This window comes from Moraxella haemolytica, assembly GCF_030177935.1.
Lineage (GTDB): Bacteria > Pseudomonadota > Gammaproteobacteria > Pseudomonadales > Moraxellaceae > Moraxella > Moraxella haemolytica.
Window position 1 is genome coordinate 1,010,418 of sequence record NZ_CP089974.1, and the last position, 19,978, is coordinate 1,030,395.

Genomic DNA, 19,978 nt, shown 5'->3' on the forward strand with positions numbered 1-19,978 from the left:
AAGTTGTGATAAAATTTTACAACTGGTTACATTTTTTATGGTAAACTAAATCATCATAAGTCATAAGTACGACTGATTAACAAATCGTGTAAATAAGGATAATCTATGGCAATTTATTTAACCGCCACAGGACTACATAAACCAAAAGATAAAATCACCAATGAAGAGTTGGTGTCAGCATTTAACGCCTATGTAGATAACTACAACCGTGATAATGCCACCGCCATTGAAGCAGGCGACAAGACCGCTTTACAGCATTCATCTGCCGAGTTCATTGAAAAGGCTTCTGGCATCAAATCCCGCTATGTCATTGACAAAAAAGGCATCTTAGACCCAAACATCATGGCACCAATTTTCCCTGCTAGAAAGTTGGGTGAGGAGCTGTCTATCATGGCAGAGATGGGGGTGGATGCGTTAAAGCAGGCTTTAGATAATGCAGGGCTTAAAGCAGAGGATTTGGACGGTATTATCTGTGCTTGTTCAAACTTTCAGCGTGTCTATCCTGCCATCGCCATTGAAATCCAAAATGCTGTTGGCATGACTGGAGGTTTTGCTTTTGATACCAATGTGGCGTGCAGTGCAGCGACCTTTGGCATTGCCCAAGCTACTGGCATGATTAAAGCAGGCTTGGCTAAGCGTGTGGCAGTGGTCAATGTTGAGATTACTTCCGCTCACCTTAACTGGCGTAATCGTGATAGCCACTTTATTTTTGGCGATATCGCAGCAGCGACCATCATTGAACAAAGTGATACACCAAAAGGCTATGAAATCCTAGATTGCAAGCTGTTTACGCAGTTCTCTACCAACATCAAGAATGAATATGGCTTTATGGATAGAAGTGAGTACTTGGCATCTGGGGAAGAGATGCATCACGATATTAAAGAGCCTGTAACGGACAAGTTGTTTTTGCAAGAAGGACGCAAAGTGTTCCGTGAAGTCTGCCCAAAGGTCTCTGAAATCATCAGTACGCATTTGGCGGAAAACCAGATTGCAAGTGAGCAGGTCAAACGCCTATGGCTACATCAAGCCAATATTAACATGATTGATTTGATTTTACGCACTGTGATGGGTAAAGATGCTGACAAAAACATTGCACCAATTGCCATCACCGAATATGGCAACACCAGTTCAGCAAGCCCAATGATTGCCTTTCATGAACATCAAGATGGTGTAAGTTCTGGTGATTTGGGTGTCATTTGCTCGTTTGGGGCAGGCTATTCCATCGGTTCGGTCATTGTTAAAAAAATCTAACCCACCACTTTTAAGATAGCTTGTCTAAAACAGCTCACTACGAATAATACACCCCAATCGCTTACAGCTGTTGGGGTGTATTATTCGTCAGTGTCTTCACACCTCATCATACTGCCCATTTTTAGGGGTGTAATCAGTATACAAAGGATACCCACGACTTAAACCAGAATGTTTTGGCATATCAGCTATCATCTGTTATAATGCTTAGTTATTCAAAAACAAGCCATATAGCAATGACAAAACACCAACAAGACGACTATCAAGCCCAGCTATCTGCCAAAATTCAGCGTATTGAACAGCAGTTTAGCACTTTTAATCCACCTGTTTTGCAGGTTTATCCATCGCCTATCAGTCATTTTCGCTTTCGGGCAGAATTTCGTATTTGGCATGATGAAGATGACCTGTTTTATGCCATGTTTGATAGACAAGAAAATGGCACAAAAACTGTCGTGCGTATCAATGATTTTGCCATTGCAAGTGCTGATATTAACGCACTCATGCCTGTGTTATTAGAAAAATTAAAGCAAAACCAATCTCTTAGTCAACGCTTGTTTGAGGTTCATTTCTTAAATACCTTAAGCGGTGAAATGCTTGTTACTTTAATTTATCATAAAAAATTAGATGAAAATTGGCAGGCATTGGCAAATACGCTGGCAGATGAATTAAACATTAAACTCATCGGTAGAAGTCGTGGACAAAAGATTGTATTGTCTGATGAATTTGTTACCGAAAAAATGACGGTTAAAATCAAGGAAAATGATACTGACTTTTTTTATCGTCAAATAGAAGGGGGGTTTAGTCAGCCTAACGCTTATGTCTGTCGTGATATGCTAAACTTTGCTTGTGATGTGGCAGAGTGTATTGACGGCAACAAGGACTTATTGGAATTATATTGTGGCAATGGTAATTTTACTTTGCCTTTATCCAAATACTTTAATAGAGTGCTTGCCACTGAATTGGCAAAATCTTCGGTCAATGCCGCCAAATGGGCAATTAAACATAACAATATTGATAATATTGCTATCGCCAGATTGTCAGCAGAAGAGTTTAGTGAGGCATGCACAGGTCAAAGAGAATTTCGTCGGTTAAGTGAAAGTGGCATTGATATTAAAGATTATGATTTTAATACAGTATTTGTAGATCCGCCAAGAGCAGGGGTTGATGATGATACCTTAAAGATTTTGGCGGAATTTGACAACATTATTTATATCTCGTGCAATCCTGATACTTTATTTGATAATTTGCAATTTTTAACCCAAACCCATCAAATCAAACGCCTTGCTTTATTTGATCAATTCCCCTATACACATCATATAGAAAGTGGCGTTTGGTTGGTTAGGTGCTAAAATCATTGGCAATAATCCCTAAATTATGGCAAAATAAACAGTTTTTAGACATTAATCATTGATAAAAATATGAAAGAATCCCTACGCCAACGCCTAGATCAAATGTCGGATAGATTTGAAGAGGTTACGGCACTTTTATCCGACCCTGATACCATTTCTGATAACAAGAAGTTTCGTGCTTTATCGGTGGAGCATAGCGACCTGTCCGAGCTTGTGGCACTTTGGCAATCTTTTATCCAGTGTGAAAGCGATCTCCAGACCGCTCAAGAAATGCTTGCTGACCCTGATATGAAAGAGCTTGCCCAAGAGGAAATTACCACCGCCAGAGCTAAAATTGACGAGCTTACCGAAATTTTAAATGTAGCAATGTTGCCCAAAGACCCTAATGACAAGGCAACGGCATTTTTGGAGATTCGTGCAGGCACAGGTGGGGACGAGGCGGCCATATTTTCGGGCGATTTATTTCGTATGTATCAAAAATACGCTCAATCACAAGGCTGGCAAGTGGAAGTGTTATCCGCCAATGAAGGTGAACACGGTGGTTATAAAGAAATCATCAGTCGTGTGTCGGGTGCAGGCGTGTATGGACGGCTTAAGTTTGAGTCTGGGGCACATCGTGTTCAGCGAGTTCCAGAGACCGAATCTCAAGGGCGAGTACATACTTCAGCGTGTACCGTAGCGGTAATGCCTGAGGTAGAGATTGATGATATGGTTGAGATCAATCCTGCCGATTTACGCATTGATACTTATCGTTCAAGTGGTGCAGGTGGTCAGCATGTCAATACCACAGACTCTGCGGTGCGTATTACTCACATTCCCACAGGTGTGGTGGCAGAATGCCAACAAGAACGCTCACAGCATGCCAATAAAGACAAAGCGATGAAAATGCTCATTGCGAAAATCCAACAAGCCAAAGTTCAGGCTCAAATTGACCAAACCAGCGACATGAGACGAAACCTAGTCGGCTCTGGCGATAGAAGTGAACGCATTCGTACTTATAACTTCCCACAAGGGCGAATCACGGATCATCGCATTAATCTCACCCTCTACAAGCTAGATGCCATCATGGAAGGGGATTTGGGTGAATTGCTTGATAGCTTGCTAAGAGAACATCAAGCAGATTTGATGGCGAGTGTATCAGGGTAGTTTATTTGGGGTGATGATTCTTAGTCGTTGATGCAAAAACTATCCCAAACATGACTGTCAGAAAAATCCCAAAACCAATCAAAGTAGGTAACAGATATCGTATCCAAACCATGATAAATGGTAAGCGGTACTCTAAGTTGCATAATGTACTTGCTAAGGTGTTTGCTTTTATAGTAATAGATAATAGCAAAACAACCAATGTTTAAAAAAACTGTGATAAACTTTTGCGTGCTGTAAAAACACAAATTTTTAATCTTATTTTATTTAACCACTGATGAAAAATCTTAATATATCCTTATGATTTTATCATCAAATAATAGGTACTTTTATAAAGGTTTTAATTATGTCAAACCAATCTCAAACCCCTGAACAACCAATCAGCGAAAATGATTTAATTGCAGGGCGACTCGCCAAATTACAAGTACTAGAAAATAAAGCTAAGGAAGTTGGTAAAACCGCTTATCCAAATACCTTTAAGCGTAAAGACTATGCTCAGGATTTACAGACTCAATTTGAAGGCGTAGATAAACAAGCCATTGAAGATGGCGAAAAGGTCTATGCCAAAGTCGCAGGGCGAGTCATGCTGAATCGTGGGTCGTTCATTGTCATTCAAGACATGACAGGACGCATTCAGCTGTATGTGGATAGAAAAGGATTAGGTGGCGAAACACTAGATTTAATCAAATCACTTGATTTGGGCGATATTGTTGCAGGGAGTGGCTATATTGGTCGTTCTGGTAAAGGTGATTTGTACATTCATTTGGAGCAGTTTGAGCTACTGACCAAATCTTTACGCCCCTTGCCTGATAAATTTCACGGACTTAATGACACCGAAGTCAAATATCGCCAAAGATATTTGGATCTCATGGTCAATGAAGAGACACGCAAAACTTTTGAAATTCGTTCAAAAGTCGTGGCGGGCATTCGTGATTATCTAACCAAAGAACGTTATATGGAAGTAGAAACGCCAATGATGCACATTATTCCTGGTGGTGCATCTGCCAAGCCGTTTATTACCCATCATAATGCTTTGGATATGGATTTATATCTACGCATCGCTCCAGAGCTGTATTTAAAACGCTTGGTTGTTGGTGGATTTGAGAGAGTATTTGAGATTAATCGTAATTTTAGAAATGAAGGCGTATCCACTCGCCACAACCCTGAATTTACGATGATTGAATTTTATGAAGCCTATGCTGATTATAAAGATTTGATGGCATTGACTGAAAATATGCTAGAAAAATTGGCAACTGATATTCTAGGTACGACCGATGTTCCTTATGGCGATGAAGTATTTAGCTTTAAAGCCCCATTTGCCAAAATCCCAATGAGTGAGGCGATTTTAAAATACAACCCAAACTTATCATTGGAAAATATCAACGACCGTGAGTTCTTGGCAGATTTTGTAAAAAATACGCTAAAAGAAGAGGTTAAGCCCTCTTTTGGACTGGGTAAACTTCAAACAATCGTCTTTGAAGAAACGGTAGAAACACAGCTAAGACAGCCGACTTTCATTACCGAATACCCAGCAGAAACTTCGCCATTAGCTCGCCGTAATGATGATGATCCACACATTACTGACCGTTTTGAGTTTTTTATTGGCGGACGAGAATTGGCAAATGGTTTTTCAGAGTTAAACGACCCTATTGATCAAGCCGAACGCTTTCGTGCCCAAGTCGCCGAAAAAGATGCAGGCGATGATGAAGCAATGCACTATGACGCCGATTTCATTGAAGCCTTAGAATATGGCTTACCGCCAACAGCCGGTGAAGGCATTGGTATTGACCGCCTTGTGATGATTTTTGCCAACGCTCCGAGTATTCGTGATGTCATTTTGTTTCCGCACATGAGACATAAACAAGAGAGCTGATCGATTGACTTACTTTGGAATCGGTTTACATTTTATCTAAATAAGGCATATGCCACAAGACAGCCTAAATATTAGCTGTTATACTAGCTATGCATCACTTGGCGTCTTTTAGTTGTGGTGTCATCTGCACACGAGAATCGTATGAGCGAGCAATATCAAGTCTTAGCAAGAAAATACCGTCCAAAAAACTTTGCTCAAATGATAGGGCAGACGCACATCACGCATGCCCTAACCAATGCCATTGATACAGGTCGGTTGCATCATGCTTATCTGTTTACAGGCACTCGTGGGGTGGGTAAGACAACCATCGCTAGGATTTTGGCAAAATGTCTCAATTGCGAAACAGGTATCACAAGTCAGCCTTGCGGGGTGTGTGATACTTGTGTGAGCGTGGATAATGGGCGATTTATTGACCTAATAGAAATTGATGCCGCTAGCCGAACCAAAGTTGAAGACACCAGAGACCTGCTTGAAAATGTGCCTTACGCACCCACTCAAGGACGCTATAAGGTCTATCTGATTGATGAAGTGCATATGCTTTCAACGCACTCTTTTAATGCACTATTAAAGACATTAGAAGAGCCACCTGAACATGTTAAGTTTATCCTAGCAACGACCGACCCCCAAAAACTACCCATCACCATCGTATCCCGCTGCCTACAATTTGTGTTGCGTCCGATGTCTCAAGCATTGCTACATGAGCATCTAAGTGGCATCTTAAATACTGAACGCATTGACTTTGATGAGAATGCCGTTTGGCAACTGGCTAGCTCCGCTAAAGGCTCGGTGCGTGATGCATTATCCTTAACTGACCAAGCCATTGCCTTTGGTGGCGGTCGTCTCAATGCTGATACAGTCGCACAAATGCTAGGGCTTGTTGATGGGCTTGATGTGATATCGCTGATTGACGATATTTATACCGACAGACGCCAACAGGTTGCACAGCATATCACTCGTTTGCGTGAGCAGATGGTTGATGCAGTGGCAGTACTTGATGCCATCATTGATGGACTGCATGAGCTTGCCTTGATACAATTTTTGCCATTACAGATGGATAAAAATCAAGAGCAAAGACAAGCATTTTTAAACCTATCCCAAAAAATCTCTGCCGATACTCTGCAACTGTATTATGAGATTGCCATCAAAACTCGTGAATCAGTCCGCCTTGCTAGCACGCCAATGCAGGCACTTGAAATGGGGATTTTAAGACTTCTGGCGTTTCGTCCACTACACACCTACCAAACCTTTTCCAATCAAACCACCACCAACGAAATCAATGTGGCTGATACAACCGCTGATGTAGCCGAACAAGCCGATAACCATACAGATGGCAATACGAATGATAATATCAACAATCATGCCATAGACAGCCACGCCACCGAAGAGCTGTCTGATGGTGTTGATGTAACGCATACACAAAAGGTAAGCATAGAGCCACAGATGAGTCATTACCCATCAAATGATAATGATGGGATGGCTTGCCAAGAACTAGATTTGCAACCTAAAGAGATTCAAGGGGTTCAAAGCCTAACAGATGATATTTTAACCAATGATGACTCAATCTTGGATACAGACTTGCAAAGTACTGCGGATACCAAGCACGCCCATCAAGATAGCTTACCATCTGATGTACTAGCCAATCATACAAATGAGCCAATAGAGCTGACCAATAAAGCCAGCTTGATTCAAAAATTACACGCACCAAAAGCTGAGCTGACGGGTGAATGGGATGCACAAAAGTGGGATTATTGGTTATTTTTAGCACGCCAAGAGGGCATTTTTGATAATGATGAGTTGGCGTTATTACATCATAGCCGAATGATGGGGAGTATTGACAATGTCAGTACATTATATGTACAAAGTAATAACGCACAAGTTGATACCAGCTTTGCTTCTGCTAAAGAGAAAATCGCTCGTCATTTTCCAGATATAAAACTTAGCGATGAACTGCCTTCGTTGACGGATAATGACAAACATAGCACGCCATATGTTTTACAACAAGAGCGTGCAGCAGATGTACTCATTGATGCCCAAAACCAAATTATCCAAAGTCCTGTTGTGCAGCAACTGTGGCAACTTGGCTTCATTCAAAATGACAAAAACCCCATCATCGTAAGCACCAAGCTCACTTTGGATCATTCTACTAAATAACAGATGTAGAGATTTGGCAACAAAAAGGGCGTCTTGTTTCAACCAATATCAATAACAAAAAGGTGTTTATGTTAGATAATTTGCGTAGTATGGCGATTTTTGCTAGCGTGGCTCGTCATGGGTCATTTAGCAGTGCTGCCAAGGAATTGGGCATTACCACCAGTGCGGTCAGTCAGCAGATTCGTACGCTTGAGACGGACTTGGGCGTAACGCTCATGCATCGCTCTACTCGCAAGCTGAGTCTAAGCGAGGCAGGTGAAAGCCTGTATCATGCCGCCTTGCAGATGATGAAAGCTGCCGAGCAGGGCAAAGAAAATGTCCTACAATTAAAAGATGAAATCTCAGGCAATTTGCGTATTGCTACCTCGCCTGTCATCGCCAGCAATTACCTCATTCCTGCACTAAACTCATGGCTAAAAACACATGAAAATCTAGCACTCAATATCATTTGTCGTGGCAATAATCTTGATATGATAGAAGACCGCATTGATTTTGCGTTATTGCTAGAAGAAAGTCCTCAAGGTGTTAGCTTGACCAAACTAAAACAGCTACTACTTGCTTCGCCAAGTTATCTAGACAAGCATTCAGCCATCAGTGTACCAAAAGACCTATCCACACACGCTTTTATTACCAATGATGAAAGACTCTATGATAACCTAGAGTTTCAAAAAGCTCATGATAAATTTAGCATCAAAGTATCATCACGCCTCATCAGCAACGACCAAACCGTTGCTCTAGAACTTGCCGCATCAGGCTATGGCATTGTCAAGGCAAGCGAGCTTGATGCCAAGCCATTTATTCTATCTGGTAGACTTGCTCCTGTGTTGACTGAATACTCACTACCATCACTAACTTTAAGTGCAGTATCCATCTCCAAAGAACAGTTGCCCGCCAAAGCCAAAAAGTGCCTTGAGGTTTTGTTGGATTATTTTGGTAAATAATTTAGTAAAATCATTGGATTGATGTGGTTATCCTATTTTTAAGGCAAATAGGCGATTGGTTTTGTGGTGATTTTGTGATGATGGGGCTATTTTTCACAAAGATATAAAATATCTCTGATACCAAGAGAGCTTTTTAGTATAATAAAATTCATTAGTTTATAAAATAAGGAAATAATCATGAAAAAATCAACCAAGCCCACCTTGAAGCTAGGTGTTGTCTTGATTGGTGCATTGATGTTAAGTGCTTGCCAAAGCACGCCTAGCACTCAGCCTAGTAGCTTAGCTAAGACCAATTGGGCATACGGTCAGATGCATGGAAATGCTTTAGAGTTATTCAGCGATGAGCAATCGCCTGCCACCATCAGTAAAAATAAGCTAACCAATGCCCTAAAAAACCACCTACAATCAGAGCGTTTCGCCTTATCTACCATTCATTCTAGAGCCATGCCTATGGTTGGTAAAGACAGTGTCAATCATGGTGCTGATACACTAATAGCTAGCATTCTAAAGACCTACACATACCAAAATCAAAATAAATACCAGCCTGCATATCGCTCGTATGATGACTACTTGACAGAGGAAGTATTGGGTGGTTTGCGTTATGATGATGAGGTATTGGGGAGAGTTCCTGAAGGCATTACCACCCAAAGTCATGACGCTGATGATGTTAGTCGTGCACTTATTGAGCAAGGTGCTTTTGTGCAGAGCTTGGCTTATCAGCTACAAGAAGATGTTGCTGATATCTCCTTGTCGCTTGATGACTTGATTGAAAAAGACCCTACGATTACCACCAATAACGCCGAAGTAAAACAACTGCTCGAACAGTTGGATGTCGCCATCAAAGATTTTGACACCCAAAGTCAGCCGTTGTATGGCAAAGGTGGCTATATTGCTGAAGACTTGGCATATGCCAAAAGCTGTGCAATGATGTACAACACCACCATTAGACAGGCTTTATCACCAAACCGTCAAATCCAATCCTATGCTGATGAGCAATATGATTATTATGATTTGGTCTATAAAAATTATCATGATTGTAGCGAAGTGATTACATTAAATGCCAATCTATCGCCCAGCTTTTATATCATGCAGTCAATAACAAAAGACGATTTGGATTTTTTGGTGCAAGAAAAACAGTGCCATCTGAATAAATACCGCACCATACAGTCGTTACTGAATTCAGGAAAGGGTCATCATAATGACGCAGAAGCATTCGCACAGGCATACATTGACAACATTAACTGTCTAGATGTTGCCTTGCATGACAGATATGATGAGTATCAGCCATCACAGATGACAACATTGCATGACGCCATTAGACATAGTGCCGAGCAATACCATCATCCAGAATCCAATACAGAACGCAGTCCACTCACTCAAATCAAGACGGCGTTTGATGATTACAAACGCATGAAACAAGAAGGCTTGGCAGACCAACCTGTCCTGTCATCCAAAAATTATGCGTTAGGTAACCTTCCGCCCATGCTTGCAGGGTTTTTGAGTATGTTTTTGGATAATAATAAACAGACTGACGGGCAAATATCAGCAAAAAACCTTTATGTTTATGACCGAAATGTCGTTACCGTACTTAGTCATCATCAACCACAAGCACGCCAAATCACAACGGTAGGCTCAATGGATTTTTATTCGCCAACGATGGAATACTCCATTCAGTTGCCCATACAGCTTGATTTTAATCAATCTAAACTAAAGGCTGATGTGTCTGCCATACTGCCAATCATTGCTACTAGGGCATCAAAGCATATGCCATCGCTTAGCGAGTTGCCAGAGCGGGAGATGACTTTTGCACTGCCCAATGATTTACATAAGCAGTTACCCATGCCTGTCATTTTTGATGCCATCAATCAAGGCATACTTGATACCATCAAAGAGTTAGATGATGAAAACTTCACGGCTGTTGATATCTCAAATGACAAATTTGCCAAAAAAATAGGGGCAACTTCTGCCATTAAGGTGCATTTTGATCTGCATGATTTGGGCAATGCTACAGGTGTTGTCATTAAGCATATCAGTAAAGCCCTAAAAGCCCATGTAGATGCCAATACTGCCGACTACACTGATGGTAAATCAGCTAAAATTAAGCAGGCGATTGATGATTTGGCACTCATCAATGATGGCTATCATAGCCAAGATTTGGGCAACTTAATGCAGCTCATCGAGAGCGTCTTGTCAATGAATTTGACTCAAACGAATTATTTTTATCTAGACCATCAAGGTAAGATTGTTGGTACGCAGGTTATTGAGTCGCTCAATGAGTCTTTGGAAAATGTACGCACAAAATCCATTCATCAGACACGATTTTCTAGCAAGCCATTTGCACATCCGCTAAATGATAAACTTGTCAATAGTTTTAATACCAACAAAGAGTTTGATGGCACAAAGTGGCTTATTGATACGATTGAAGACGCTAAATTACAAAAACAGGCCAAACAAGCACGCCAATCATATGAATACACTCAAGATGGTGATTATGGCGTTGTAGAAGAGATGTCTCAAGAAGCGATGGATCAATTTGACAAATAAAAAATAGCATGGTTAATATTATAAAACATCAAGGATAAGTCATGAAAAACAACCACTCATTTCAATCAGCAAAACTAGGCTCGTTGGTTCTGATGCTTAGCATGGCATTGACAGGCTGTGCTACGACGACCCAACAAAAGACGCATAGCACCCAAAGCATGAATAATCCCAAACAAATCCTATCTGATGCGGTGCAATCACAGCTACGATCATCGTTTGGCTACCAAACCACAATTAGCGTATCACTACCGCATGATGATATGGGAAAGGCAGATGCCATTGAAATTTGTCAGCGGCAACATGATACCGCCTATATTGCGTTACTAAAATCTGCCAAAGATGATGAGTTACGCATCGCAAATGATGGTAATGTCATCAAAGAAGCCTATTTGTCTTGTCTTAATGACAATATGAGCGTCAATCACTATCAGCGTTTTGATTTTGAAAATTTTTATAAACAAAATCAATCACTTGAAACATCAGAACTTGAACAAAAATTCATCGCAGAAGTACAAGAACACGCCATGGGTCAGCAAGAAATGCTGACTGGGGTGGTTATTGCTAGCGAACCAGACCCTTTAGCCATTAAAAAATCCCAACTGCTTAATGAGTACCTAATCAAGCCTACCAAGATTACCATTACAGGCAACTATCAGCCCTTATCTGGGGTCATCACCGCCATTCCAGAAGCTCGTTATGACGCTAAAAATCTTACCCTTGCCGTTAGTCAGCCGATTTATATTGACATAAAGAACGGTGTGGTTTATCTATGGGCGGATAATATCGCCTTAATTCAAAGCCTAGCATTAGATAAACAGCTTGGTGATCAGTGGAAAGATAAGTGGCTTGCCATTCCGTTAAATGATGGTAGTCTCCCCAAGACCTTTACTCAAGATTTTATTAAATCTTATTTAAAGGCAACCAAAGAAAGTTATTTGGCACTTGATGCGACGCAGATGAGACAAGTGAACGCCCAAACTGTGCTTGATTTACCGAATTTTACTAAAAATTTAGATGATCATACCAAAAATCTCATCAAAAACAGCAAAACCATCATTCAAAATGCTCCTGATAACAAAGGGTTGGCGTACAGTCGCTATGTTTTTGCTGATACTTTATATAATGAGCTGATCGCCAAATACCCACAGCTTGACAATCATGCAGGTGATCATGAATATGAAATCATTGATGGTGAGAGCCATGTTAATATCAGTACGCAAACTCAGCAGGCACAAGAGTCATCGCAAGAGATTCAAACAAAAAAAATTAATAGCCAAAAATTTGTCACATTGATTGTCAATATCTTAAAATCTCAAATCAATCATTACTATCATGTCAAGCTACCCAATCAAGATGACTACACCAAAGAGCCACCGGTGTGGCACTATGGTATTGACAATGGCAAAATCAGTTGGATACACAACCGCAAACAGTTTGGACTGGTTAATCAAATTCAACAGCTCACTAAAGCTTCGATGAGTGATAAGCCCATCTTTATTGACACATTGACGCTCATAGAGTCAGGGGTTAAATACAACTTTGACCGCCTGCCAAATCATGCACGCACCCCAAACACTGCCAATAGCATTGATGTGCTTGCCTATGCCAATGAATTTGTTGAAAACTTTACAAGCAACAACCCTTATCTACCCATCATGCATAATGGCTGGATTGAGACTCCAACACAAACAGATGATACAGAAAATGCAACGCCGTAATATGACAAAACGACTTAGAGTCAGACGCAAGTTGCGTCCTGCTAAATTGCAAACCCATCGCTTGCGTCATGCCACAAGTCAAAAACAGCTTGCTATCAAACGCCGTTGCCGTCTGTGGCGATTTGTTTGTACTAAGGTAATGTTGTCATTAAGGGTGCAAGCTATAGAGAATAAATCCAAAACAACAAACAAAGAACCATAAAAAAAGGGTGGATATTCACCCTTTTTTTATGGTTCTTTGTTTAATATTCTAGAAACTTTGAATCACTTGGTTTGTTTTGGAGCAAGTAGATGATTTTCTAGATAATGGATATTTTGTGCTTCATTGACGAATGCTTCATCTTGCAAAATCACATCACGATGTAAAGGTACATTTGTCTTGATGCCTTCAATGATTAGCTCATCTAATGCGTGCAATGTCTTAGCGATGGCTTGACTTCGTGTCTGAGCATGGCAGATGAGCTTACCAATCAAAGAATCATAATAACTTGGAATATTATATCCTTGATATAAATGCGAATCAAAACGCACGCCTGAACCACTTGGGGTAAAGAGATTTTCTATCTTACCAGGGCAGGGCATGAAAGTTGATGGGTCTTCTGCATTGATACGGCATTCAATGGCGTGCCCACGAATGGTAATTTCATCTTGATGATAAGACAAACCATAACCTGCAGCGATTTTTAACTGCTCAACCACAATGTCAATACCTGTAATCATCTCAGTAACAGGATGCTCTACTTGCACACGAGTGTTCATCTCAATAAAGAAAAACTGGTCATCTTCATATAAGAATTCAAAAGTGCCTGCACCACGATACTTAATTTGTTCGCAAGCACGCACACACGCATCTAAAATGGGTTGCCTAATGTCGTTAGGAATGTCTGGGGCAGGGGCTTCTTCTAGAACTTTTTGATGACGGCGTTGCAATGAACAATCACGATCAAACAGATGTAAGGCATTGCCATTGCCGTCCCCCAAAACCTGCACCTCAACATGGCGTGGGTTTTTTAAGAATCTCTCCATGTACACCGTGTCATCACCAAAAGCACTTTCCGCTTCGGCTTTGGCAGCTTGCACTTGGTTGATGAGTTCCTCAAACCTTTCTACCACACGCATACCACGACCGCCACCGCCAGCTGCTGCTTTGACAATGAGTGGAAAACCGATGTTTTTGGCTTGTTCTTCGGCATTGTGCAGAGTAATCGCCCCAACAGAGCCTGGTACTGTTGGTACACCTGCTTTTTTCATGGCATTGATGGCGGAAACTTTATTGCCCATTAGGCGGATGTGGTCAGCATGAGGACCTACAAAGGTTAAGCCTGCTTCTTCAACTTTTTCAGCAAATTCAGCGTTCTCGGATAAAAACCCATAGCCAGGATGAATGGCGTCAGCACCTGTAACCTCAGCTGCAGAGAGTAGGGCGTTCATGTCTAGGTAGCTTTGTGATGATGGAGCATTACCAATACAGACCGCCTCATCAACGAAACGCAAGTGCATCAAATCCTTATCAGCGGTAGAATATACGCCGACAGTTGAGATGCCAAGCTGCTTACACGCACGCACGATACGCAGGGCAATCTCGCCACGGTTTGCAATCAATAATTTTTTAATCATCGCTCACCTACGCTTTATAGCGAATAACAGGCTGACCAAATTGCACCACATCAGCATTATTGACCAAGATGTCTTCGATGATACCGCTTTGGGTGGCTTCTAGCGGATTCATGATTTTCATTGCTTCAATGATGCCAAGCTGATCGCCTGCTTGTACTTTTTGACCAACTTTAACGAACGGTGGGTCATTTGGGCTTGGTGCAGAGTAGAATACACCCACCATTGGCGAGGTCTCAACTTTGCCGCTTGGGGCTTTTGGAGTGGCAGATACTGCTGTGGTGGCAGGAGCGACCACAGGGCTAGCGGCGATGGTCTGAACAGCTACATTACGCGTTAAATTGACATAATTGTCATCATGACCATACTCAAGATTGACCAAATCTTTTTCTTCCATTAAATCAATAAGCTCACGAATCTTTTTGATGTCCATAGCCATCACCTTTTTAATTACAGTTAAAATAGAATAAATAATATCTGTTTATTGTAACAAATTTTTTCAAAAACACCTAGTCAAAAACTCAAGGTGAAATCATTTAATTTTGAATAAATTGCCAATAATCAGACAAAACACACGCATAAAGCAGATGGATATAGTGTACATTCGTTTTATTTTATTGCAAGTGTTTTTTGTATATTTTTTGCCAATTCATCTAAAAACCTGATGACTTTTATCCAAAATCGTGTTTTTGACAGCCCACTACCAAGTTGGTATGGCCTTTTTATCTAGCCAGCTTGGTTGCACCCATTTTGGTGAATCATAAAATTTAAACTTTGCCATCTTATTGAGTAGTTCAATTGGGTCATCAGAGATACAAAGCAGTGCCATGCTCTGTTGTGGCATGAACCCTTCATCAGCACATTTTTGCAAAGTATTTAACAGCGGGTCAAAAAATCCATTTGTATTTAGTATGCCAACTGGCTTGGCGTGCTGTTTTAATTGTAGCAAAGACAGTACTTCATACAGCTCTTCTAGCGTACCAATGCCACCAGCCATCGCAATAAATCCATCAGCAAGCTCAATCATCTTGCATTTGCGAGTCGCCATATCTGCTGTCTCAATCAGTGTGGTCAGACCCAGATGAGCGACTTCTTTTTGTTTTAAAAAGGTAGGGATAACACCTGTCGCCATACCACCACTTTCTAGCACGCTATCAGCAATCGTACCCATCAACCCAACATTGCCACCACCATAAACCAACTGAATGTCGTTATCGGCAAGTGTTTTACCCATCAGTTTGGCGGCTTCATAATACTTAGGCGTATTACCAAAGTTAGAACCACAATATACCGCAATGCTCTTTAAGCTATTCATAATCTCTCCTAATCAGTCAAAAATAAACAATCAATCAACGCTTTAGCCACTGCCACGGCTGTACTGTACCAAGCCCCATACCAATGAGTCCAAGCACCATCACAGGGTTTAGTGCCTCATTGAGCAGTGGTACAGCAAGTAGGGCGGAAATGAACGGAGCAAGCGATGACAGACCGCCTGCCGAGAATGCTCCAAGCCTTGCTACCGCCATCGCATAGGTTAAGGTAGCAACAATCATCACCAATACGCTATGAAAGACCCCTTGGATTACCAAATGAGTTAGGCTAGCATTAGGAGATGAAAAACCAATAAACAACCCATAAATTGGCAGATATACCACTGCCGACCAAAACACCGTACTACACATGGTTTGCCATGGTGTGAATTGCCATTCTTTTAATAAAATACCAAAACCCGACCAACAAAAAGCACAAGTAATAAAAATCACATCGCCCACATTAAAATGATATGCCCCTGATAGTATCATCGCACTCATCATAAATAATGTGGCAATGATGATGGCGAGAGCGATTTTGGTATTTACATCAGGCTTCACCCCAAAAAATATTGCCAACAGCAAAGTGGTAGCAACAGGTATCATGCCATTTAAAAAAACCGCTCCGTGTACGACAGGTGCTAGAGTAAATGCCGTATAAACCAAACTACTATAACCCACACCCCCTAGCATGGCAAGCACAAAGGCACGCCAAGTAAACAAAAAATCCCATCGCTTCATGCCCCATACCACTGGCAATAAAATCACGCCAGCAAAGGCAAACCGCATGGCAATCACATCCCATACTGATACCTGCCAATGGACATTCACTCGGGCAAACAGACTAAACCCTCCCCAAATACACATTGTAAAAAACACCAGTAAATACCCTTGTGTTTTTAAGGATAATTTGCCAAAAAAATCTTGAATGAATGTCATGTTAGCCAATCTTATGTTTGGTGGTTGGGTTTTATTATATCAAAAACAACAATCCCCAAAACAGTTTGGGGATTGTTGTTGTCCATCAGTCTTTAGCGTTTTGAATGTCGGGGTCAGCAAATACAACCACCTCTTCTTCAAATTCAGGCTTAACCTGAACAACAAAGTCTTCACGAGATAAACCCATGCGAAGCGGAATTGAACTTGCAACATATACCGATGAGTAAGTACCTGCAATCGTCCCAATAAATTGAGCCAAGGCGAACCAAAATAAGCTTTCGCCACCCAAGAATAATAGGGAGAGTACTACCACAAAGATTGTGCCTGAAGTCATGATGGTACGCCTTAGCGTCTCTGTCAATGACAAATCAACCACTTGATATGGTGTCAGTCCACGCACACGACGGAAATTCTCACGCATACGGTCATAAACAACAATCGTATCGTTCACCGAATAACCAATCAAGGCAAGTACAGAAGCTAATACTGTTAAGTCAAACGGCCAGCCAAAAAGGGCGAACAAACCACACACCACAATCACATCATGAAATAGGGCAAGCACCGCACCCAAAGCTAGCTTAAACTGGAATCGCACGGATACATAAATCATCATCAAGACAAGTGCCAGCCCAAGTGCTAAGATAGAGTCTAGATAAATCTCATTGCCCACTTGGCTACCGATGATGCTGATATTGTCTACGGTAGCGGCATTTGATGGCAAGTCTAAGGCTTGATTTAGTGCTTGGCTTAACCCTTCTGGATCCTTAGTATCTTGGGGTGGCAGACGCACGAGCAGTTCGTTGCGAGTTCCAAGATATTGCACTACGGCATCATCAAACCCTTTTTCTGAAAGTGCAGAGATGACTTGTGCTTGCTCAACAGATTGTTCATACTTAACATCCGCCGACACACCGCCTGTAAAATCAAGCCCTAAATTTAACCCTTTAACTGTGATGGCAACAATGCTAACAATCACCAACAAAGCCGAGATGATAATCATCGGTATCTCGATTTTCATAAAGGGAATGATGCGACGATTACCAATCAGCTTAACACCACCTGCTTTTTCGGCAGCCTCATCAACAGTAATGATGTCTTGCCCAGCCAGTGCTTGCTCATTAGCTCTTGCATTACTACCTTTACCATCACGGCGTGGGCCACGACGGCGACGCACAGGTTCGGCAACTGATGACTGCTCGATTGGATTATTTTCATTACTCATCATAGACTCCTAACCGATGCTAATTTTTGTTAAGTTTTTGCGATTGCCGTACCACAGTTGCATGATTGCACGAGTTACGGTAATGGCGGTAAATAATGAAGTAATAATACCGATAGCAAGCGTGATTGCAAAACCTTTGATTGGACCTGTACCAACCGCAAACAAGATGAACGCCACTAACAAAGTGGTGATTTGCCCATCAAAAATTGAATTAAATGCACGATCAAAGCCTGCTACAATCGCTGATTTTGGTTTTGCACCTGCAGCCAGTTCTTCTCGAATACGCTCAAAAATTAGCACATTAGCATCGACTGCCATACCCATCGTCAAGACCACGCCTGCGATGCCTGGCAAGGTTAATGATGAACCCAGAATTGACATCAAAGCAATCAACATCATGATGTTTAACGCCAATGCAATATTAGCAATCACACCACACGCACGATAGAAGATAATCATCCATAAGAACACCAGCAGATAACCAATCATCGACGCTGTCAGACCTTTATCAATATTATCTTGACCTAAAGAAGGGCCGATGGTACGCTCTTCAACAAAGTACATCGGTGCTGCCAATGCACCTGAACGAAGCAGTAGGGCAAGCTCGCCAGCTTCAGCATGAGAATCAATACCTGTAATGACGAATGAAGAGCTAAGCACATCATTGATGGTTGCACGGTTGATGACGCGCATCTCGGCATATGGCGTACGAACTTCTTTGGTTTCGCCTGTTTGTGGGTCGGTCTCATAGCCAATGCGTTGTTTGTTCTCAATGAACAATACAGCCATTTGTTTGCCAACACTTGTACGAGTGGCGTTCTGCATCATTTTACCGCCCGCTGTATCTAGTCTGATAGACACCTGCGGACGACCATGGTCATCTAGACCTGGCTGAGCATCTTGTACTTTTTCACCCGTAACAATCGCTTGGCGATTAAGGAGTACTGGTGGACCATTCAAATCACCAAACGGATAAGCCTCTGTACCTGCAGGTGCGATTCCACCTGCATAGTTATCTGATTCATCACTAACCAGACGGAACTCAAGATTGGCTGTACGACCAAGCACACGCTTCGCCTCGGCGGTATCTTGAACACCTGGCAATTCAACAACGATGCGGTTTTCTCCTTGAGACTGTACCAATGCTTCTGCCACACCCAGCTCATTGATGCGGTTACGCAAGGTGGTCAAGTTTTGCCCAACAGCATAGTCGTTAATCTCTTGAAGGCGTGCCTCCGTATAAGACATCTGCAATGCTGCACCTTCAGCATCTGCCAATGGACGCAAGGAGAATTCATCTGCCATGCTAGCTTGTAAAATGCTTTGAGCACGGTCACGAGTTTCACTCCCATTAAAAATCAACACTAAACCATCGTCAGTAGTTCTTAGGCTTTTAATGGCAACTTTGTCGGCTCGCAAGGCACGACGCACATCTTGACTGGCAGTAGCTAGGCGTTGCTCTAGGGCTTTATCCATATCCACTTCAAGCACAAAACGCACACCACCACGCAAGTCTAATCCAAGTTTCATTGGCTTAGAACCGATATTGCGTAACCACTCTGGAGTGGTTTGGGCAAGGTTTAGTGCCACGACATAGTTTTCACCAAGCTCACGGCGTAGCACTTCTTGTGCTTTTAGTTGGTCTTCGGCTGTTTTTAAGCGAAGTAGGGCACTGTTATTAGCAAAACTACCACCATGATGGCTAAGATTGGCTTGGTCTAGCAGTCCTTGTGATTGTGTCAGTACATCTTCGGTCAGCTCCACACCGGCAGAAGCACCTGTAACCTGTACCGCAGGTTCGTCTGGGTAAAGATTGGGCAGGGCGTACAAACCAGAAACAGCTAATACCACAGCGATGAGTATGTATTTCCAAACAGGGTAATGCATAAGTATTTCTTATGGTTAAGGCATGATGATTTGATGGTG

Annotated in this window: 15 protein-coding genes; 9 read left to right on the forward strand and 6 right to left on the reverse strand. The window is 41.8% G+C overall.

Annotation, left to right across the window (positions count from 1 at the left end):
• Window positions 1-105: 105 nt before the first annotated feature.
• The 9 genes from LU276_RS04760 to LU276_RS04800 all read left to right on the forward strand — a co-directional run bounded on the left by LU276_RS04760 (window position 106) and on the right by LU276_RS04800 (window position 13,169).
• Window positions 106-1,251 (forward strand): beta-ketoacyl-ACP synthase III, encoded by a 1,146-nt coding sequence (locus LU276_RS04760; protein ID WP_284674492.1) that lies wholly within the window; start codon window positions 106-108, stop codon window positions 1,249-1,251.
• Window positions 1,252-1,484: 233 nt separating this feature from the next.
• Complete coding sequence (gene trmA, locus LU276_RS04765; RefSeq protein ID WP_284674493.1) at window positions 1,485-2,597, forward strand: tRNA (uridine(54)-C5)-methyltransferase TrmA; 1,113 nt, start codon at window positions 1,485-1,487, stop codon at window positions 2,595-2,597.
• Between the two features lie 69 nt (window positions 2,598-2,666).
• On the forward strand, window positions 2,667-3,743 hold the full coding sequence (gene prfA, locus LU276_RS04770; protein WP_284674494.1) for a peptide chain release factor 1: 1,077 nt from the start codon (window positions 2,667-2,669) through the stop codon (window positions 3,741-3,743).
• A gap of 343 nt (window positions 3,744-4,086) precedes the next feature.
• The gene (lysS, locus tag LU276_RS04775) at window positions 4,087-5,613 is read left to right on the forward strand and encodes a lysine--tRNA ligase (RefSeq protein WP_284674495.1); all 1,527 of its coding nucleotides are present in this window, start codon (window positions 4,087-4,089) and stop codon (window positions 5,611-5,613) included.
• A 141-nt stretch (window positions 5,614-5,754) separates the two neighbouring features.
• Complete coding sequence (gene dnaX / locus LU276_RS04780) at window positions 5,755-7,764, forward strand: DNA polymerase III subunit gamma/tau (protein ID WP_284674496.1); 2,010 nt, start codon at window positions 5,755-5,757, stop codon at window positions 7,762-7,764.
• 68 nt (window positions 7,765-7,832) lie between these two features.
• Entirely contained in the window at window positions 7,833-8,705 is an 873-nt protein-coding gene (locus LU276_RS04785) for a LysR family transcriptional regulator (protein ID WP_284674497.1), read from the forward strand.
• Between the two features lie 177 nt (window positions 8,706-8,882).
• The gene (locus LU276_RS04790; RefSeq protein ID WP_284674498.1) at window positions 8,883-11,249 is read left to right on the forward strand and encodes a hypothetical protein; all 2,367 of its coding nucleotides are present in this window, start codon (window positions 8,883-8,885) and stop codon (window positions 11,247-11,249) included.
• Between the two features lie 41 nt (window positions 11,250-11,290).
• On the forward strand, window positions 11,291-12,967 hold the full coding sequence (locus LU276_RS04795; protein ID WP_284674499.1) for a hypothetical protein: 1,677 nt from the start codon (window positions 11,291-11,293) through the stop codon (window positions 12,965-12,967).
• 1 nt (window position 12,968) lies between these two features.
• Complete coding sequence (locus LU276_RS04800) at window positions 12,969-13,169, forward strand: hypothetical protein (protein ID WP_284674500.1); 201 nt, start codon at window positions 12,969-12,971, stop codon at window positions 13,167-13,169.
• 62 nt (window positions 13,170-13,231) lie between these two features.
• Here LU276_RS04800 and accC read toward each other — a convergent pair whose 3' ends face one another.
• The 6 genes from accC to secD form a co-directional block, all read right to left on the reverse strand.
• Window positions 13,232-14,584, reverse strand: a complete 1,353-nt coding sequence (gene accC, locus LU276_RS04805; RefSeq protein WP_284674501.1) for an acetyl-CoA carboxylase biotin carboxylase subunit — start codon at window positions 14,582-14,584, stop codon at window positions 13,232-13,234.
• A gap of 7 nt (window positions 14,585-14,591) precedes the next feature.
• On the reverse strand, window positions 14,592-15,014 hold the full coding sequence (gene accB / locus LU276_RS04810; protein WP_284674502.1) for an acetyl-CoA carboxylase biotin carboxyl carrier protein: 423 nt from the start codon (window positions 15,012-15,014) through the stop codon (window positions 14,592-14,594).
• Between the two features lie 267 nt (window positions 15,015-15,281).
• Entirely contained in the window at window positions 15,282-15,896 is a 615-nt protein-coding gene (locus tag LU276_RS04815; protein WP_284674503.1) for an LOG family protein, read from the reverse strand.
• A 34-nt stretch (window positions 15,897-15,930) separates the two neighbouring features.
• Window positions 15,931-16,830 (reverse strand): DMT family transporter, encoded by a 900-nt coding sequence (locus LU276_RS04820; RefSeq protein WP_284674504.1) that lies wholly within the window; start codon window positions 16,828-16,830, stop codon window positions 15,931-15,933.
• An 85-nt stretch (window positions 16,831-16,915) separates the two neighbouring features.
• Window positions 16,916-18,052: a protein translocase subunit SecF gene (secF, locus tag LU276_RS04825; RefSeq protein ID WP_284674585.1), complete on the reverse strand. Its 1,137-nt coding sequence runs from the start codon at window positions 18,050-18,052 to the stop codon at window positions 16,916-16,918.
• A 9-nt stretch (window positions 18,053-18,061) separates the two neighbouring features.
• On the reverse strand, window positions 18,062-19,939 hold the full coding sequence (secD, locus tag LU276_RS04830) for a protein translocase subunit SecD (protein ID WP_284674505.1): 1,878 nt from the start codon (window positions 19,937-19,939) through the stop codon (window positions 18,062-18,064).
• Between the last annotated feature and the right edge of the window lie 39 nt (window positions 19,940-19,978).

Bases quoted from the DNA above. Each gene is read 5' to 3' on its own strand.
- prfA (WP_284674494.1), top strand. From the start codon at position 2,667: ATGAAAGAATCCCTACGCCAACGCCTAGATCAAATGTCGGATAGATTT.
- accB (WP_284674502.1), bottom strand. From the start codon at position 15,014: ATGGACATCAAAAAGATTCGTGAGCTTATTGATTTAATGGAAGAAAAA.
- LU276_RS04790 (WP_284674498.1), top strand. From the start codon at position 8,883: ATGAAAAAATCAACCAAGCCCACCTTGAAGCTAGGTGTTGTCTTGATT.
- lysS (WP_284674495.1), top strand. From the start codon at position 4,087: ATGTCAAACCAATCTCAAACCCCTGAACAACCAATCAGCGAAAATGAT.
- dnaX (WP_284674496.1), top strand. From the start codon at position 5,755: ATGAGCGAGCAATATCAAGTCTTAGCAAGAAAATACCGTCCAAAAAAC.
- LU276_RS04800 (WP_284674500.1), top strand. From the start codon at position 12,969: ATGACAAAACGACTTAGAGTCAGACGCAAGTTGCGTCCTGCTAAATTG.
- trmA (WP_284674493.1), top strand. From the start codon at position 1,485: ATGACAAAACACCAACAAGACGACTATCAAGCCCAGCTATCTGCCAAA.
- accC (WP_284674501.1), bottom strand. From the start codon at position 14,584: ATGATTAAAAAATTATTGATTGCAAACCGTGGCGAGATTGCCCTGCGT.
- LU276_RS04815 (WP_284674503.1), bottom strand. From the start codon at position 15,896: ATGAATAGCTTAAAGAGCATTGCGGTATATTGTGGTTCTAACTTTGGT.
- secF (WP_284674585.1), bottom strand. From the start codon at position 18,052: ATGAGTAATGAAAATAATCCAATCGAGCAGTCATCAGTTGCCGAACCT.
- LU276_RS04795 (WP_284674499.1), top strand. From the start codon at position 11,291: ATGAAAAACAACCACTCATTTCAATCAGCAAAACTAGGCTCGTTGGTT.
- LU276_RS04760 (WP_284674492.1), top strand. From the start codon at position 106: ATGGCAATTTATTTAACCGCCACAGGACTACATAAACCAAAAGATAAA.
- secD (WP_284674505.1), bottom strand. From the start codon at position 19,939: ATGCATTACCCTGTTTGGAAATACATACTCATCGCTGTGGTATTAGCT.
- LU276_RS04820 (WP_284674504.1), bottom strand. From the start codon at position 16,830: ATGACATTCATTCAAGATTTTTTTGGCAAATTATCCTTAAAAACACAA.
- LU276_RS04785 (WP_284674497.1), top strand. From the start codon at position 7,833: ATGTTAGATAATTTGCGTAGTATGGCGATTTTTGCTAGCGTGGCTCGT.